The sequence below is a fragment of the Streptomyces flaveolus genome (assembly GCF_044765825.1).
GTDB lineage: Bacteria > Actinomycetota > Actinomycetes > Streptomycetales > Streptomycetaceae > Streptomyces > Streptomyces flaveolus.
Genome location: NZ_JBIWKU010000008.1, coordinates 28,720 through 43,919 on the forward strand (window position 1 = coordinate 28,720; position 15,200 = coordinate 43,919).

Annotated in this window: 14 protein-coding genes; 7 read left to right on the forward strand and 7 right to left on the reverse strand. The window is 73.0% G+C overall.

The features are described from left to right. Positions 1-7 precede the first annotated feature (7 nt). Positions 8-958: an NADP-dependent oxidoreductase gene (locus tag ACIRG6_RS23740; RefSeq protein WP_364681606.1), complete on the reverse strand. Its 951-nt coding sequence runs from the start codon at positions 956-958 to the stop codon at positions 8-10. Between the two features lie 71 nt (positions 959-1,029). Here ACIRG6_RS23740 and ACIRG6_RS23745 point away from each other — a divergent pair, with 71 nt between their 5' ends. Beyond that, a complete protein-coding gene (locus tag ACIRG6_RS23745) occupies positions 1,030-1,998 on the forward strand; it encodes a GlxA family transcriptional regulator (RefSeq protein WP_364681604.1) in 969 nt (322 codons plus the stop codon). Positions 1,999-2,168: 170 nt separating this feature from the next. Then, the gene (locus tag ACIRG6_RS23750; RefSeq protein WP_364681602.1) at positions 2,169-2,564 is read left to right on the forward strand and encodes a VOC family protein; all 396 of its coding nucleotides are present in this window, start codon (positions 2,169-2,171) and stop codon (positions 2,562-2,564) included. A 57-nt stretch (positions 2,565-2,621) separates the two neighbouring features. Here the strand turns inward: ACIRG6_RS23750 and ACIRG6_RS23755 are convergent, their stop codons facing one another. Continuing rightward, positions 2,622-2,924 (reverse strand): DUF4235 domain-containing protein, encoded by a 303-nt coding sequence (locus tag ACIRG6_RS23755; RefSeq protein ID WP_318215726.1) that lies wholly within the window; start codon positions 2,922-2,924, stop codon positions 2,622-2,624. Positions 2,925-2,996: 72 nt separating this feature from the next. Further along, the gene (locus tag ACIRG6_RS23760; protein WP_318215727.1) at positions 2,997-4,022 is read right to left on the reverse strand and encodes a glutathione S-transferase family protein; all 1,026 of its coding nucleotides are present in this window, start codon (positions 4,020-4,022) and stop codon (positions 2,997-2,999) included. Between the two features lie 239 nt (positions 4,023-4,261). On the opposite strand from ACIRG6_RS23760, the gene ACIRG6_RS23765 reads away from it, so the two are divergent. Continuing rightward, entirely contained in the window at positions 4,262-5,188 is a 927-nt protein-coding gene (locus ACIRG6_RS23765; protein WP_364681661.1) for a cation diffusion facilitator family transporter, read from the forward strand. 66 nt (positions 5,189-5,254) lie between these two features. Here ACIRG6_RS23765 and ACIRG6_RS23770 read toward each other — a convergent pair whose 3' ends face one another. Together ACIRG6_RS23770 and ACIRG6_RS23775 are read right to left on the reverse strand one after the other, a co-directional pair. Further along, on the reverse strand, positions 5,255-5,704 hold the full coding sequence (locus tag ACIRG6_RS23770; protein ID WP_350724415.1) for a nitroreductase family deazaflavin-dependent oxidoreductase: 450 nt from the start codon (positions 5,702-5,704) through the stop codon (positions 5,255-5,257). 180 nt (positions 5,705-5,884) lie between these two features. After that, positions 5,885-6,457: a TetR/AcrR family transcriptional regulator gene (locus ACIRG6_RS23775; RefSeq protein ID WP_403324473.1), complete on the reverse strand. Its 573-nt coding sequence runs from the start codon at positions 6,455-6,457 to the stop codon at positions 5,885-5,887. Between the two features lie 97 nt (positions 6,458-6,554). Here ACIRG6_RS23775 and ACIRG6_RS23780 point away from each other — a divergent pair, with 97 nt between their 5' ends. From ACIRG6_RS23780 to ACIRG6_RS23790, 3 genes are all read left to right on the forward strand, one after another. After that, the gene (locus tag ACIRG6_RS23780; RefSeq protein ID WP_403324475.1) at positions 6,555-7,016 is read left to right on the forward strand and encodes a nuclear transport factor 2 family protein; all 462 of its coding nucleotides are present in this window, start codon (positions 6,555-6,557) and stop codon (positions 7,014-7,016) included. A gap of 31 nt (positions 7,017-7,047) precedes the next feature. Then, complete coding sequence (locus tag ACIRG6_RS23785; protein WP_403324477.1) at positions 7,048-7,590, forward strand: flavoprotein; 543 nt, start codon at positions 7,048-7,050, stop codon at positions 7,588-7,590. Positions 7,591-7,663: 73 nt separating this feature from the next. Next, positions 7,664-8,632: an aldo/keto reductase gene (locus ACIRG6_RS23790; RefSeq protein WP_364822070.1), complete on the forward strand. Its 969-nt coding sequence runs from the start codon at positions 7,664-7,666 to the stop codon at positions 8,630-8,632. A 19-nt stretch (positions 8,633-8,651) separates the two neighbouring features. Here the strand turns inward: ACIRG6_RS23790 and ACIRG6_RS23795 are convergent, their stop codons facing one another. Together ACIRG6_RS23795 and ACIRG6_RS23800 are read right to left on the reverse strand one after the other, a co-directional pair. Continuing rightward, a complete protein-coding gene (locus ACIRG6_RS23795) occupies positions 8,652-9,314 on the reverse strand; it encodes a DUF4232 domain-containing protein (RefSeq protein ID WP_364681591.1) in 663 nt (220 codons plus the stop codon). Between the two features lie 106 nt (positions 9,315-9,420). Then, a complete protein-coding gene (locus tag ACIRG6_RS23800; RefSeq protein WP_403324480.1) occupies positions 9,421-11,799 on the reverse strand; it encodes a SpoIIE family protein phosphatase in 2,379 nt (792 codons plus the stop codon). A 255-nt stretch (positions 11,800-12,054) separates the two neighbouring features. Here ACIRG6_RS23800 and ACIRG6_RS23805 point away from each other — a divergent pair, with 255 nt between their 5' ends. Next, on the forward strand, positions 12,055-15,150 hold the full coding sequence (locus ACIRG6_RS23805) for a glycoside hydrolase family 2 TIM barrel-domain containing protein (RefSeq protein WP_403324482.1): 3,096 nt from the start codon (positions 12,055-12,057) through the stop codon (positions 15,148-15,150). Positions 15,151-15,200: the final 50 nt, after the last annotated feature.

Sequence of the window (15,200 nt, forward strand, 5' to 3'; positions counted from 1 at the left end):
AGGCCCGTCAGTCGACCACGAGGACCAGCTTCCCCGTCGTGCGGCCCGTCTCACCGAGCTCGTGAGCCTGGGCCGCGTCGGCCAGCGGGAACGTCCTCTCGATCGTGGCCCGCAGCCTGCCCGACTCGACCAGGCCGGCGATCTCCCGCATGTCGGCCCGGTCCGCGTCGACGAGCATCCGCACCGCCCGCACGCCGAGCCGCTCGGCCTCCTCGAAGAACTCCTCCGAACCGACCGGCAGGATCGACACCACGATCCCGCCCGGCCGCAGCACGCGCAGGGACCGCAGCGAGGTCTCGCCGCCGATCGTGTCCAGGACGACGTCGACGTCCTTCACGGCCTCGGTGATGTCCGTCTCGCGGTAGTCCACCGTCTCGTCCACGCCGAGGGAACGCAGGAACTCGTGCTTGCCCGCGCTCGCCGTGCCGATCACGTGCGCGCCCCGGGCCTTGGCGATCTGCACCGCCACATGTCCCACGCCGCCCGCGGCGGCGTGGATCAGCACCCGCTGCCCCTCCCGCAGGTCCGCCCGCTCCACCAGCGCCTGCCACGCCGTCAGCGACACCAGCGGGAGCGCGCCGGCCTGGACGTGGTCGATCCCGGCGGGCTTGTGGGTGAAGGTACGGGCCGGGGCCGTGACGTACTCCGCGTGGGAGCCGTGGCCGAACGGGTACGACAGCATGCCGAAGACCTCGTCGCCCGGCCGGAACGCGGCGACGCCGATCCCCACCGCCTCCACCACGCCCGAGACGTCCCAGCCCAGGACGAAGGGCGGCTCGCCGAGGAAGCCGCCGTTCGCCCGGTGCTTCCAGTCGGTCGGGTTCACTCCGGCGGCACGCACCCGTACCAGCACCTCGTTCGGGCGCGGCTCGGGACGTTCCAGCTGTACCTCACGCAGCACCTCGGGACCGCCGAGGGTGTCCTGGCTGATGGCTCGCATCGTTTTCACATCGCTCATGCTGACCCAGCCTGCCGTTCGCCGCCCCTCGGGGAAATGGCATGATTGCCACGCTCCGATAGAATCGTGCCATGCGGCATACGAAACGCCCCGCGGGGCGGACGGAACGGGTCGTGGTGCTGGCCCTCGACGGCGCCTATCCCTTCGAGCTGGGCATCCCGAGCCGGATCCTCGGTGCCGCCGACGGCCGGTACGAGGTGCTCACCTGCACCGTCGACGGCCGGCCGGTGCGCACCGACGCGGACTTCACCGTCACCGCGGACCACGGACCCGAGATCCTGGACTCGGCCGACACGGTGGTCGTCCCCGCCGTCTCGCCCGCCCTGGTCACCGACGAACCGGCTCCCGAGGTGATCGCCGCCCTCGCGCGGGTCCGCCCCGACGCCCGCATCGTCTCCATCTGCACCGGCGCCTTCGTGCTGGCCGCCGCCGGGCTCCTGGACGGCCGCCGGGCGACCACCCACTGGCAGCTGGCCGACCGGTTCCGGCGCATGTTCCCGCACATCCCCCTCGACCCCGACGTGCTCTTCGTGGCCGACGGCCGCATCATCACGTCGGCGGGCGCGGCCTCCGGCGTCGACGTCTGCCTCCACCTCGTGCGCGAGGACCACGGCAGCGAACTGGCCAACAAGGTCGCCCGCCGCTGTGTGGTCCCGCCCTTCCGGGACGGCGGACAGGCGCAGTACATCGAGCAGCCGGTGCCCGAACAGGGCGCCGCGAGCACGGCGGCGACCCGGGCCTGGGCCCTGGACCACCTCGGCGAGTCCCTGACGCTGGCCCGCCTCGCCGCGCACGCGCGGATGAGCCTGCGCACCTTCGCCCGGCGCTTCCACGACGAGGTCGGCATGAGCCCCGGCCGCTGGCTGACCCAGCAGCGCGTCGCCCGGGCCCGGCATCTGCTGGAGTCCAGCGACCTTCCGGTCGACCGGATCGCCGGCCAGGTCGGCTTCGCCACGGGCGCCTCGCTGCGTCAGCACCTGCACGCGTCGATCGGCGTCTCGCCCCAGGTGTACCGCCGGACGTTCCAGTCGGCGGGCTGAGCGCGGGCGCGGCGGACCGGCGTCTCGCCCCCGTCCCAGAGAGCCGGTCAGGAGGCGTGCCGCACAATGCCGTTGGCCCGCCGCCCGACTGAATCCGCCGGGCCGGGATATGCGCAAGGCAGAGGGCTGCGGGGTCCGACGCCCCGTGCCCAGAATCCTTCGGAGGAGACATGGCACTGGTCAACGCGGGCGTCGTGGTGCTCGACTGCGCGGAACCCGAGAAGCTCGCCGAGTTCTACAAGGCGCTGCTGGGCGCGGAGGAGACCGACGTGTCCGCCAACCGGATCGAGATCGAGGCCCCCGCAGGCTTCCGCATGGCGTTCCGGCGGGACGTCAACGCGACCCCGCCGAGCTGGCCCCGCCCGGAGAACTCCCTCCAGGCCCATCTGGACTTCGTGGTGGAGGACCTGGACGAGGCCGAGCGCGGGGTCATCGGGCTCGGCGGGCGTCCGCTGGAGGCCAAGGACGCGGCGGGCCCGCACGAGGAGCGCGGCTTCGCCGACCCGTCGGGCCACTCCTTCACCCTGCGCCGCAGCACGCCGCCGACGGCACCCAAGCAGGGCTGAGGCCCCGCGGCCCGGGTGCCGCCGGCGCGGTGAGTGCGGCGGAAGGGTCGACTCCGGTCAGTCCCGTCCGCCCTTGTCGGCGACCGGCCAGACGCCCGTCGAGCGCTCGATCGCCTTGGCGCCCGTCCGGTCCACGGCACTGCGCACCGCGGCGAAGATGGCGCCCTGGACCGCCGCGGCCAGGAGGATCTCGCCCCAGCCGCGGTCCGGGTCCAGGGCGTCGGGTGCGTCGTCCTCGTGCCGGATCAGCTTCCACGTCTTCTGGAAGGCCATCCCGGCGAGCGCGCCGCCCGCCCAGCCCAGGACGAAGCCGACGGGCTTGTACGCGAGGGGGAGTTTCTGCTTCTTCTTCTTGCCCACTGGGTCTCCTTCGGGTTCGCGGAGTGATGGTTCGTCGAGTGACGTCGGGACGTGACGGGCACGGCCCGCGGATCAGGGCCTGCCGGCCGCCGGTACCTCCTCGTCGGCGGGCACCGGCCCGGGCGGCGTGCCGTCGCCGAACGGGCGGCCGCCCAGCTCCTGCCGGTGGTGCGGCGTGAGCCAGCCGGACGGGTCCGGGCCCAGCGGCACGATGCCGGTCGGATTGATGCCGGTGTGGACCTGGTAGTAGTGGCGCTTGATGTGGTCGAAGTCGACGGTGTCGCCGAAGCCCGGCGTCTGGAACAGGTCGCGGACGTAGGCCCACAGCACCGGATTCTCCGTCAGCTTCCAGCGGTTGCACTTGAAGTGGCCGTGATAGACGGCGTCGAAGCGCACCAGCGTGGTGAACAGCCGGATGTCCGCCTCCGTGATCGTGTCGCCCACCAGATAGCGCTGACGTTCCAGCCGGGGCGTCAGCTGTTCCAGCCGGCGGAACACGCCCGCGCAGGCGGCCTCGTACTCCTCCTGTCCGGTGGCGAAGCCCGCCCGGTACACACCGTTGTTGACGTCCTGGTAGACGTCGGCCATCACCTCGTCGATCTCGTCGCGCAGGGCGTGCGGATACAGGTCGGGCGCACCGGGCCGGTGCAGGGACGTCCACTCGGTCGCGAGATCCAGGGTGATCTGCTGGTAGTCGTTGGTCACCAGCCTCCCGCTGGGCACGTCCACGACCGCCGGCACGCTCACCCCGCCCGGATAGCCGGTCTCCCGCTTGTCGTAGGCCTCGCTGAGGAAGCGGATGCCGAGGACCGGGTCGCGGTCGTCCGGGTCCAGGGTGAACCGCCAGCTGCGGTCGTCCTGGATCGGGTCGGTGATCGCCAGGGACAAGGCGTCCTCCAGGCCGAGCAGCCGCCGGGACACCAGGGCCCGGCTCGCCCACGGACAGGCGCGGCTGGCCACGAGCCGGTAACGCCCGGCCGCCACCGGCCAGCCGTCACGGCCGTCCGCGGTGATCCGGTCGGCGAAATGGCTCTTGGACCGCTTGAACGCCTTCCTGCCGTAGCCGCTGTTGCCGGGCGTCCCGTCGTCGCCGCTCATGGGACGTACCTCCCTGTCGTCGGTGGGCCCTGGTAACGCGTTCCCCGTTTTCGGCCGTCGGCACTGGTGGGCCACCCACAAGGCGGGTGTGAGCCCGGCCGGCAGGGGGCAGTCGGCGAATCGTGAGCCGGACTACCTCGAACACGACAGCGAACGGACAGACCACCGACGGAAGGGACGACGGGGCCGGCGGCGAGACCGCGGGCGGGTCCGCCGGCAAGGCGGACCGCAGGACGCGGATCACCGTGCTCGTGGCCCTGGCGGCCAACCTGGTGATCGCGGTCGCCAAGGCCGTCGGCGGCTTCCTCGCGGGATCCCCCGCGCTGCTGTCGGAGGCGGCGCACTCGGTGGCCGACAGCCTGAACGAGGTCTTCCTCCTCGCCGCGCTGCGCCGCAGCCGCCGGCCCGCCGACCGCCGCCACCCCTTCGGGTACGGCAAGGAACGCTTCTTCTGGTCCCTGCTGGCGGCCGTGGGCATCTTCGTCATGGGCGGCTGCTTCTCGTTCTTCCAGGGCGTCGAAGCCCTCCGGACGGGCGCGGAGGAGGAACTCAGCGGCTACGTGGCCGGGCTGATCGTGCTCGGCGTCGCCCTGATCGCCGAGGGCGCCTCGCTGCTGCGGGCGCTGCACCAGGTGCGCGGGCAGGGCGGGGTCGCCGCCGGGATGCGCGACCCGGCCCTGCGCACGGTCGTCGCCGAGGACGGCACCGCGGTGCTCGGCGTCACCCTCGCCATGATCGGCATGGTCCTGCACATGGTCACCGGACAGGTCGTGTGGGAGGCCTGCGCCTCGCTCGCCATCGGCACCCTGCTCGTGTACGTGGCCTACCGGCTGGGCCGCGAGGCCCGCGACCAGCTGATCGGCGAGGCCGCGGATCCGGAGGCGAGCGGCCGCATCCGCGCGCTGCTGCGGGCTCAGCCGGAGATCGACAGTGTCGAGGCGCTGTTCACGATGAAGACGGGCCTCGACTCCACGCTGGTGGCCGCCCGCATCGACCTGGTGCCCGGCCTGGACAGCGAGCGGGTGGAGGAGGTGTCCGTGCGCATCAAGAAGTCCATCGCGCGGACCGTCCCCGAGGCCCAGCAGATCTTCCTCGACGTCACCGACCGGCCCGCGCACGAGGCAGCGGAAAGCCCCGCCGCGACGGGGGAACGCGGCGGGGCCTGACCCTCGTGTGCCCGGCGCCGGCCGGGCCATGCACGCGGATCCGGAACTTTCTCGTCCGGCCCGGGGTCAGTTCCCGCCGGCCGGCTCCAGCACGAAGACCGGGATCTCCCGGTCCGTCTTCTTCTGGTAGTCGGCGTACGCCGGGAACGCCGCGACGGCGCGCTCCCACCACTCGGCCTTCTCCGTGCCGGTGACCTCACGGGCCGTCATGTCCTGCTTCACCGGGCCGTCCTGGAGCTCCACATGGGGATCGGCCTTGACGTTGTGGTACCAGACCGGGTGCTCGGGCGCCCCGCCCAGGGAGGCGACCACCGCGTAGCGGCCCTCGTGCTCGACGCGCATCAGCGGTGTCTTGCGGATCTTCCCGCTGCGGGCGCCCCGCGTGGTCAGCACGATCACGGGCAGGCCCGTGTCCAGGAGGGTCGTCCCCTGCGTGCCGCCGGAGCTCTCGTACAGCTCCACCTGCTCGCGCACCCACTGCGTCGGGCTGGGTTCGTACTCGCCCTCAAGAGGCATGGTTTCCGTCCCATCGTCGCGTCGTACGGTTGACTGGCACCGCGGTCCGAAGCCGGCCGGTGCACGATCCATCCATACCGCATCCCGGCGGTGGACCGCCGCCGACCGCGCGACACGATGTGCCCGACGACGCGTTCAGCACCGTCCGGACCGCCCGTCCGGAAGCCGGACGCCGTGCCGTCACGGCGCCGGTGCGCCCGCCCCGGCGGCCGCCAGCAGCACCCGGGCGGCTTCCCGCGCCTCCCGTGCGGGCTCCGGGCCGCCGGTGAGGCCCGCGGTCGTCATGGCGCCCTCGGCCAGCAGGAACAACTGCCCGCCCACCGCGGCGGGCAGCCCCGACTCGGCCGCCAGAGCGTCGAGGAACTCGCGGAACGCCCGCTTGTGCGCCCGTACGTGCTCCGCGACCCGGGGCGATCCGGCGCCCAGCTCGCCGTACGCGTTGAGCCACGCGCAGCCGCGGAAGTCCGGCTCGGCGAACCACTGCCCGAGCCAGTCGAAGACGGCGAGGATCCGGGGGCCGGCCCCCTCGTGGTCGTCGACGTACTGCGCCAGCCGGCCCCGCCAGCGCACGTCGCGCCGCTCCAGATACGCCAGCACCAACTGCTCCTTCGCCGGGAACAGCTGGTAGAGGCGCTTGAGGGAGACGCCCGAGGTGCCGCGGACGTCGTCCATGCCGACGGCCTGGACGCCCCGCCCGTAGAAGAGCCGCTCCGCGGCGTCCAGCGCCCGCTCCCGGGCGGCCTCGCTGTCCATGAAGGGCCTCTTCCTTGACGTGAGAACGATCGTTCTCCAACGGTAGCAGCCACAGTGGAGAACGAGCGTTCTCCAGCCTGTCGACGGAGGGTTCGCCATGACCACCGACCGCCCGCCCCTGCCACCGTTCAGCCGTGAGACCGCCGCCCGGAAGGTCCAGGCGGCCGAGGACGCCTGGAACACCCGCGACCCGCACAAGGTCGCGCTCGCCTACGCCGAGGACTCGGTCTGGCGCAACCGCGACACCTTCCTCACGGGCCGCGCCGCGATCGTCGCGTTCCTGACCGCCAAGTGGGCGCGCGAGCGCGAGTACGCGCTGCGCAAGGACCTGTGGGCCTTCGACGGCAACCGCATCGCCGTCCGCTTCCAGTACGAGTCGTGCGACACCGACGGGCAGTGGTGGCGCTCCTACGGCAACGAACTGTGGGAGTTCGACGAGCACGGCCTGATGACCCGGCGGGAGGCGAGCATCAACGACGTCCCCATCGAGGAGGCGGACCGCCGCATCCACGGCCCGCGGCCCGAGGCGGAGCGAGGGCTGTCCTTCCCCCTGCGGTAGGCCCCGTCGGCCGGTTGAGTAGGGTTCCGGCGTGAACGGACCGGCCCGGAGCACCGAGAAGCCCTTCCTCTACGTCGTCGTCTGCGCCGCCGGCGTGGCCTCCGGCGTCGGCAGGCTGATCACCGCCGCACAGGAACGCGGCTGGGAGGTCGGCGTCTTCGCGACCCCGGTCGCCAGGGACGGCTTCTTCGACGCCGCCGCCGTCGAGGCGCAGACCGGCCGCCGAATCCGCTCGGCCTGGCGCCGGCCGGGCGACGCGCGCCCCTTCCCGGCGCCCGACGCCGTCGTGGTCGCGCCCGCCACCTTCAACACGGTCAACAAGTGGGCCGCAGGACTGGCCGACACCCTCGCCGTGGCCACCCTGTGCGAGGCGTGCGGCCTCGGCGTGCCCGTCGCCGTCCTGCCCTGCGTGGCCGACGCGCTGGCCGCGCATCCCGCCTACCAGGAGAGTCTGGAACGACTGCGCGGGATGGGGGTGCGCTTCGGCGACCCGTACACGGGACAGGACGAAACGGACGGCGGCCGCCCGGAGTTCGGCTGGGAACGGGCCCTCGACCTGCTCCAGGAGCACTGACCCGCGCCGGACGCGGACCCGCACGAGGACGTACGCTCGCCCGGTACCGATCCGGAAGGCAGGAGCAGCAACGATGCAGTACGTGAAGCTCGGTTCGACGGGCCTGGACGTGTCGCGGATCTGTCTGGGGTGCATGACCTACGGCGTTCCCGACCGCGGCACGCACGAGTGGACCCTCGACGAGGAGGCCTCGCGTCCGCTGATCCGGCAGGCGCTGGAGGCCGGCGTCACCTTCTTCGACACCGCCAACGTCTACTCCGACGGCACCAGCGAGGAGATCGTCGGCAAGGCGCTCGCGGACTTCGCCCGCCGGGACGAGATCGTGCTCGCGACCAAGGTGAACAACCGGATGCGGCCCGGGCCCAACGGCGCCGGACTGTCCCGCAAGGCCGTCATGTCCGAGATCGACCACAGCCTGCGCCGCCTGGGCACCGACTACGTCGACCTGTACCAGATCCACCGCTTCGACCCCCATACGCCGGTCGAGGAGACGATGGAGGCACTGCACGACCTGGTGAAGGCGGGCAAGGTGCGCTACATCGGGGCCAGCTCGATGTACGCCTGGCAGTTCTCCAAGATGCAGTACACCGCCGAGCGGCACGGCTGGACGAAGTTCGTCTCCATGCAGAACCACTACAACCTCCTCTACCGCGAGGAGGAGCGCGAGATGCTGCCGCTCTGCGCCGACCAGGGCGTCGGTGTGCTGCCCTGGAGCCCGCTGGCCCGCGGCCGCCTCACCCGGGACTGGGGAGCGGCGACCGGGCGCAGCGCCACCGACGCCTTCGGCAGCACGCTCTACCAGGAGGGCGACCGCGCCGTCGTCGAGGCCGTCACCCGCATCGCGCAGGACCGCGGCGTACCGCGCGCCCAGGTGGCCCTCGCCTGGCTGCTGCACCAGGACACGGTCACCGCGCCGATCATCGGCGCCGCCAAGCCGCGGCACCTCGAGGACGCCGTGGCGGCGGTCGAACTCGCCCTCTCCGACAAGGAGATCGAGGAGCTGGAACGGCCGTACGCGCCGCACCCGATCGCCGGCCACTGACCGCGGGGCGACCGGGCGCTCAGGGGCCCGTTCCGGGGGCCAGGGCGGTGACGGACACCGACGACTCGTTGCCGCCCACCGGGACCTCACCGGCGGTCCACGTCACCTCGATCGGATTCCGCTCGTCCGGCGGGGTGACGAGCAGCCGCGCCGGGGCCGCGGCGCGGGCGCCGCTGATCTGCGGGCTGGAGAACGACAGGCCGGCCCACGCGCTGCGGCCCGGGGTCAGCGTGACCGTCCGCGGCGACTCCGGTGCGCGCTGCGGGTCCGGGCCCAGCTGCTTGCCGGACGCGTCCACGAAGGCGGCGCCCGGATAGCCGTACAGGGTGCAGGTGCGCTCCGAGGTGTTGGTCAGCACGACCGGGAAGTTGCGCTGCCCGGCTCCGGGGTCGACGCGGCCGACGGAGGCCCGCAGCTCGGAGGTGTGGCAGCGGCCGTCGGTGCGGGCCGAGGCGGACGCGGAACCGGCGGTGTCGGTGGGCACGGTGCCGGCCGTCGGTGCGCCGCCGGTGCTCCGGTCCGGAAGCGGGCTGCTGCTCGCACCGGCCGGGTGTTCGGCGCGGCCGGTCTGTGTCGTGCTCGCCGTGCCGCTGTCGGTGCCGCAGGCGGTCAGCATGCCGAGCACCGCGACCGCGCTCGCCAGCAGGGCCGTCCGGCCTACGGGCTGGGACGTCTTCGCCATCGCTTCTCCACACTTCCGTGAGGTTCGTCGCGCACGGCCCGGCACGGGTGCCGGACGGCACGCCCTGCCTTCGAGTGTCCCCCGGCAGGGGTGCGGAAACCGCGAGTCACTCCTCCTCGAGCAGGGCCAGCTCCGCCCAGATCGTCTTGCCCTCGGCGGTGTGCCGGCTGCCCCAGCGCTGGGTGAGCTGGGCCACCAGCAGCAGACCGCGCCCGCCCTCGTCCCAGGTCTTGGCCCGGCGCAGGTGGGGCGCGGTGTGGCTGGTGTCGGAGACCTCGCAGATCAGCGTGGTCGCGTCGTGGATCAGCCGCAGCCGGATGGGCGGCGAGCCGTACCGGATGGCGTTGGTGACCAGCTCGCTCACCACCAGTTCGGCGGTGAAGGAGGCCTCCAGCAGCTCCCAGGCGGACAACTGCTCGACGACCTGCTTGCGGATGGGGGCGACCAGCGACGGGTCGGCGGGAATGTCCCAGGTGGCGACCTGGCCGGCGGGCAGCCCCCGGGTGCGGGCCAGCAGCAGCGCCACGTCGTCGGCGGCGCCGCCGGTCGGCAGCAGGGCGTGCAGCACGCGGTCGCAGGCCGCGTCCAGCGAACCGTCGGGGGCGGCCAGGGCGTCCCGCAGCAGCGCCTGGCCGTCGTCGGCGCCGCGGTCGCGGCTCGTGACCAGGCCGTCGGTGTAGAACGCGAGCACGCTGCCCTCGCGCAGTTCCAGCTCGGCCGACTCGAAGGGCAGGCCGCCGACGCCGAGCGGCGGACCGGAGGGCAGTTCGAGCTGCCGGGGCGGGCCGTCCGGCGGGACGAGCACGGGCTGCGGATGCCCGGCCCGGGCCAGGGAGCACTGCCGGGACACCGGGTCGTACACCGCGTACAGGCAGGTGGCGCCGACCTCGCCCGTGCCGTCGCCGCCGGACTCCTCCGACAGCCGGACGACCAGGTCGTCGAGGTGGGTGAGCAGCTCCTCGGGGGTCAGGTCGATGTCGGCGAGGGTGCGCACGGCGGTACGCAGCCGGCCCATGGTGGCCGAGGCCTGGATGCCGTGGCCGACGACGTCCCCGACGACCAGCGCGACCCGCATCCCGGACAGGGGGATGATGTCGAACCAGTCGCCGCCCACCCCGGAGCGGGCCGCCGGGAGATAGCGGGAGGCCGCCTCCAGCGCGGCGGTGGGCGGCAGCCACCGGGGGAGCAGGCTGCGCTGCAGCATCAGAGTCGTCTCGCGCTCGCGGGAGTAGCGGCGGGCGTTGTCGATGCAGACGGCGGCGCGGGCGCTGACCTCCTCGGCCAGCAGCACGTCGTCGTGCGTGAACGCGTAGGGGCGGCGGAACCGGCTGAAGACCGCGATCCCCAGGGTGGTGCCGCGGGCCTGCAGCGGGACGGACATCATGGAGTGGATGCCGTACTCCTCGATCCGCTCGACCCGGACGGGGTCCCGCTCCCGCCACCGTTCGAGGTCGTCGGAGGGCACCGCGGCGACGACCGCGTGCCCCGCGACCAGGCACTGGGCCTGCGGCGAGGCAGCCGGATAGACGTCGAGGCGGCCCGGCTCGGCCACCGCCTGCGGGCAGCCCGGGGTGACCGACTGATGGGCGGTCCGGCGCAGGGCGACCGGCGGCGTCGGAGTGGCGACGGGATCGCCCCCGTGCTCCGGCGGGTCCAGCAGATCGACGCTGACGAAGTCGGCGAGCGTGGGGACGCACACGTCGGCCAGCTCCTGGGCGGTGCGGGTGACGTCGAGGGTGGTGCCGATGCGCACGCTGGCCTCGTTGACCAGCTGGAGCCGTTCCCGGGCGAGGTGCTGCTCGGTGAAGTCGTGGGCGGTCACGCAGACACCGCGCACCTCGCCGTCGGCGCCGGTGAGCGGGGCGACACGGGCGAGCCAGGCGTGGGCGCGGCTCTCGCCGGGGGCCTTGAGATATGTGTGCATGTCGTGGCCCTGGCCGGTGGCGAGTACGCGCCGCATGTGCCCTTCCAGCTCCGCGGCCTGAGTCCGGCCGCCGAGGTCGGGGGCCCGCAGGCCGCGGATGCGGTCCGGCGGGAGCTCGAAGAGCCGTGCCATGGCGTCGTTGGCGCCGCGGATCCGGAGCTGGTCGTCGAAGATCATCGTGGCGCAGGGTGACTGGGTCAGGGCGGCTCTGACCAGCGGGTCGTCCGGCTGTTCGGGGCCACGGTCCAGGGGGGCGACGGCCAGCCACGTGCCGGGTCCGTCCTCCTCGGACGGTCTGTGGCGGGCGAGTACCCACACGGACACCGTGTGGCCGTCGCGGTGCCGCAGCGCCAGCGTCCCGTTCCAGCGCTCGGCACCGGGCTCGAGAGCCGGGCTGTCCGCCTCGTCCGCCAGCAGCTCGGCGGCGGGGCGCCCCACGACGTCCGCGGCCGAGTGGCCCAGCAGCAGACGCGCGCCCTCGCTCCACTCCCGCAATGTGCCGGATTCGTCGACGACGACGCGGGCCGCGGCGGCATCGTCGTGCGGGTTGACCGGACTCATCGTCGCCACTCCATTGCGCACACCCACAGTGAACAGCGCGTCACCTGGGCCCCAGCCTAGTGCGTCCGGGCCTTCCGCGGACCCGAACCAGCGGGGTCGCGAGGCCCCCTCGGGGCACGGGCCATCGAACGGCTGGGGCGCCCGGGACAGAAAGAGCTTTCCGTGCCCTTGACGGCCACATGTGGACCGACGTCAGAATCTGTTTGTTCACGATCAGTTGTGAGTACTTCTGATTTCTGGTGAGGGAGATCCGGCATGACGGTCACACGCAGATCGGTCCTGATCGCCTCCGCGGCGGCGCCCACGGCGGGCGCGCTGCTGGGCGCCCCGTCGGCGTGGGCCGCGGACGCCGCGGGAGAGGGCACGGGCCGCCGCACGGTCGCCCTGCGGGACGGCTGGCGCTTCGCCCTGGTCGATCCGGGCGGGACCACCGACCCGGCCGGGGCGTACGCGCGCGCCGCCGAACCGGACTACGACGACTCGGCGTGGCGCGAGGTGGCCGTCCCGCACGACTGGAGCATCGAGCAGACGCCCACCACCGACCACGGCACCACCAGCGGCACCGGCTTCCTGCCGGGCGGCCTCGGCTGGTACCGCCTCGCCTTCACCCTGCCGCCCGCGACGGCCGGGAAGCGGATCTCGGTCGAGTTCGACGGCGTCTACATGGACTCCCATGTCTACTGCAACGGTCGGGAGGCCGGCCGCCACCCCTACGGGTACACCGGTTTCGCCCTCGACCTCACCGACCTGGTGCACACCGACGGCCGCACCGAGAACGTCCTCGCGGTCAAGGTGCAGAACCAGCTGCCGAGCAGCCGCTGGTACTCCGGCAGCGGCATCTACCGGGAGGCCCGGCTCGTCGTCACCGAACCGGTGCACGTGCGGCGCTGGGGCACGTACGTCACCACGCCCGAGGTGAGCGGTGAGCGCGCCCTCGTCCGGGTGGAGACGTCCGTCGTCAACGCCTCGGGCGCCGTGCGCGAGGTCGAGATCAGGTCGGGGGTCGAGGATGCCGAGGGGCGTACGGTGGCCCGCGCCGCCTCCACGGTCACCGTCGCGGACGACCGGAGCGAGGTTCACGAACTCACCGTCCGGCGCCCCCGGTTGTGGGACTTCGCGGACCCGCACCGCTACACCCTGCGCACCGAACTGCGCGTCGGCGGACGCACCGTCGACACCTACCGCACCCCCTTCGGCGTCCGCACCTTCCGCATCGACCCCGACGAGGGCTTCCACCTCAACGGAGCCCACGCCAAGATCAAGGGCGTCGACCTGCACCACGACCTCGGCGCGCTCGGCGCGGCCGTCAGCGTCGACGCGGTCCGCCGCCAGATGACCCTCATGAAGTCGATGGGCGCCAACGCCTTCCGCACCTCCCACAACCCGCCCTCGCCCGAGATGATCGAGGTCTGCGAGGAGCTGGGCATCGTGATGCTGGTCGAGGCCTTCGACTGCTGGCGCACCGGCAAGAACCGGTACGACTACGGCCGGTTCTTCGACGAGTGGTGCGAGCGGGACGCCACCGAGATGGTGCTCGCGGCCCGCAACTCGCCCGCCGTCGTCATGTGGTCCATCGGCAACGAGATCCCCGACTCCACCTCCACCGCCGGCCTCGCGATGGCCGACCGGATCATCGCCGCGATCCGGGCCGCCGACGCCACCCGGCCGCTCGTCATCGGCTCCGACAAGTACCGCCGGCTGCCCGCCAAGGGCTCGGCGGCCGACCTGATGCTGGCCAAGCTCGACGGACTCGGCCTCAACTACAACACCGCCAAGTCCGTGGACGCCCTGCACGCCGCCTATCCGCACCTGTTCCTGTTCGAGTCCGAGTCGTCCTCCGAGACCTCCACGCGCGGCACCTACCAGGAGCCCGAGCACCTCAACACCGGTGAGAACCACACTCCCGGCGGGCGGGCGACCTCGTCGTACGACAACAACCTCGCCTCCTGGACCATGAGCGGCGAGTACGGGCACAAGAAGGACCGGGACCGCAGGTGGTTCGCCGGGCAGTTCCTGTGGTCGGGCATCGACTACATCGGGGAGCCCACCCCCTACGACGTCTTCCCGGTGAAGGCGTCGTTCTTCGGCGCGGTCGACACCGCCGGCTTCCCGAAGGACATGTACCACCTGTTCCGCAGCCAGTGGACCGACGCACCGATGGTCCACCTGCTGCCGGCGACCTGGAACCACCGCGAGGGCGACACCGTCGAGGTCTGGGCGTACGCGAACGTCGACACCGTCGAGCTGTTCCTGAACGGGAAGTCCCTCGGGGTCCGTTCGTTCGACACCAAGAAGACGGTGGACGGCCGGACCTACCTGGAGACCACCGAGGCCACCGGCGACGACAAGACCTTCACCGACGGCCCCTACCCGGGCAGTTACACCAGTCCGAACGGCAGCGCGGGCAAGCTCCACCTGACCTGGCGGGTGCCCTTCGCGCCGGGCGAGCTGAAGGCCGTCGCCCGGCGCGGCGGCAGGACCGTCGCCACCGACGTCCTGCGCACCGCCGGAGCGCCGCACGCCGTACGCCTCACCCCGGACCGGGAGGCCGTCGCCGCCGACGGCCGCTCCCTGGTCTTCGTGACCGCCGACGTGGTCGACCGGCACGGGGTGGTGGTGCCCGGTGCCGAGCACCTGATCACCTTCGAGGTCGCGGGCGGTTCCCTCGCCGGGGTGGACAACGGCCGCCAGGAGAGCGCCGAGCGGTACCAGGCGAGCACCCGCACCGCCTTCCACGGCAAGGCCCTCGCCATCGTGCGCTCCGGCACCCGGCCGGGGACGGTGCGCGTGACCGCCCGCGCGGACGGGCTGCGCGCGGACACGGCGACCGTGCACGCCCGGCGGGCCGCGTCCCCGGCGACCACGCCGGCTCCCCGGTTCGCGCCCGAGCATCCGGCGCCCGTGGCCCACCCGCACGCGGACGCGAGCTACTCCGGACGCCCCGACACGCTGCCCGCCGCGGTGCTCGACGGCGACCCGGCCACCGGCTGGTCCAACGGGTTCCAGAAGGCGGCCACCGCGCTGCTGCCGGCCTTCGACGGGGCCCGCGCCGAGGACTGGATCTCGGTCGACCACGGGCGGACGCGCCGCTACGGCCGGGTCGAGGTCTCCTTCACCGTGGACGCCGCGCACAGCCTGCCCGCCGCGGTGGTGGCCGCCGTCTGGGACGGACGCGCGTGGCGGACGGCCGAGGGGGCCCGTATCGAGTGGGCCACCGCGTCCGACGCCCCCACGGTGATCACCTTCGAACCGGTGAGCGGCTCCCGCGTCCGGCTCACGCTGACGAGCCGTCACCCCGGTGAGGCGCGGGGAGCGGTCCGGGTCAGCCGGCTGGAGGCGCCCGCCGTCTGATCGGCCGGGCAGCGGTCCGGACGGGAACCAGTCCCGTCCGGACCGTTGAC

Excerpts from the sequence above, each read along its gene's own strand:
- ACIRG6_RS23740 (WP_364681606.1), bottom strand. The coding sequence starts at position 958 with ATGAGCGATGTGAAAACGATGCGAGCCATCAGCCAGGACACCCTCGGC.
- ACIRG6_RS23745 (WP_364681604.1), top strand. The coding sequence starts at position 1,030 with ATGCGGCATACGAAACGCCCCGCGGGGCGGACGGAACGGGTCGTGGTG.
- ACIRG6_RS23750 (WP_364681602.1), top strand. The coding sequence starts at position 2,169 with ATGGCACTGGTCAACGCGGGCGTCGTGGTGCTCGACTGCGCGGAACCC.
- ACIRG6_RS23760 (WP_318215727.1), bottom strand. The coding sequence starts at position 4,022 with ATGAGCGGCGACGACGGGACGCCCGGCAACAGCGGCTACGGCAGGAAG.
- ACIRG6_RS23770 (WP_350724415.1), bottom strand. The coding sequence starts at position 5,704 with ATGCCTCTTGAGGGCGAGTACGAACCCAGCCCGACGCAGTGGGTGCGC.
- ACIRG6_RS23775 (WP_403324473.1), bottom strand. The coding sequence starts at position 6,457 with ATGGACAGCGAGGCCGCCCGGGAGCGGGCGCTGGACGCCGCGGAGCGG.
- ACIRG6_RS23780 (WP_403324475.1), top strand. The coding sequence starts at position 6,555 with ATGACCACCGACCGCCCGCCCCTGCCACCGTTCAGCCGTGAGACCGCC.
- ACIRG6_RS23790 (WP_364822070.1), top strand. The coding sequence starts at position 7,664 with ATGCAGTACGTGAAGCTCGGTTCGACGGGCCTGGACGTGTCGCGGATC.
- ACIRG6_RS23795 (WP_364681591.1), bottom strand. The coding sequence starts at position 9,314 with ATGGCGAAGACGTCCCAGCCCGTAGGCCGGACGGCCCTGCTGGCGAGC.
- ACIRG6_RS23800 (WP_403324480.1), bottom strand. The coding sequence starts at position 11,799 with ATGAGTCCGGTCAACCCGCACGACGATGCCGCCGCGGCCCGCGTCGTC.
- ACIRG6_RS23805 (WP_403324482.1), top strand. The coding sequence starts at position 12,055 with ATGACGGTCACACGCAGATCGGTCCTGATCGCCTCCGCGGCGGCGCCC.